Genomic DNA, 850 nt, shown 5'->3' with positions numbered 1-850 from the left:
GTGCGTGAACATCGTCGGCTCGTTCGTGATGGGCTTGCTCGTGGGCTGGCTCGCCTTCAAGGACGGCGCGACTTGGACGCAGCATCTGCGCCTGTTCCTGGCGACCGGCATTTTTGGGGGCTTCACGACCTTTTCGGCGTTCTCCCTCGACGCCGTCCTCGTCTGGGAGCGCGGAGAGATGGGTCTCGCCGCGGTTTATGTCGTCAGCTCGGTCGTGCTCTCGCTCGCGGGTCTTGTGGTCGGTCTCGGTCTCATCCGCACCTTGACCGCGTGAGACCGCCAAACGGCAATAATCCGAATCCGTTTTACGCGTGATTGCCGCTTGGGCGGCTCTCTGTTACCCACATCCCATGAGACAGAACGGTTCAGGAAAGAGCGGCGGCCGTACCGGTCGCTCAGGCGCACGGCAAGGCTTCCGCACGCGCGAGGATCGGCCCGAGCGCAAGCTCTCGGCGAAACCGCATGCGACGAAACGGCAAGCCGCGAAACCTGCCGCGAAACCTGCGGCGAAGCCGCGGTCGGCGCCTGCGGCGGTCCGCGAAAAGCCGCGGCCCGAAGCGCCTCCGGTCCAGACCCGAGCGCAGGCGAAGGCCGCTGCACAGGAGACTCTCGCGACCGGCGTCCAGACGCTCGTGGTCGTGTCCGACGAAGTGGATATGCGGCTCGACCGCTTTCTCGTCGCGCGGTTTCCACAACTCGCCTTCACGCACATCCAGCGCATTGTCCGCAAGGGTGAGCTGCGGATCGACGGCAAGCGCGCGAAACCCAACGAGCGGCTTCAGCCCGGCCAGAAGGTGCGTGTACCGCCGCTCAAGCTCGAGCCGACGAAGCTGATCGCGCGGAGCACCGC

The 850-nt window shown here is 65.9% G+C and carries 2 protein-coding genes; both read left to right on the top strand.

Features of this window, described 5'->3' with window-relative positions:
• Positions 1 to 274: CrcB family protein (locus AC1DT3_RS22955; RefSeq protein WP_477467466.1), on the top strand; the 274-nt coding region annotated here is incomplete at its 5' end.
• 76 nt (positions 275 to 350) lie between these two features.
• On the top strand, positions 351 to 850 hold a 500-nt coding region (locus AC1DT3_RS22950; RefSeq protein ID WP_477467465.1), incomplete at its 3' end, for a S4 domain-containing protein.

Source organism: Microvirga sp. P4_G7, from assembly GCF_056401005.1.
This window is presented reverse-complemented; position numbering and strand designations above follow the sequence as displayed.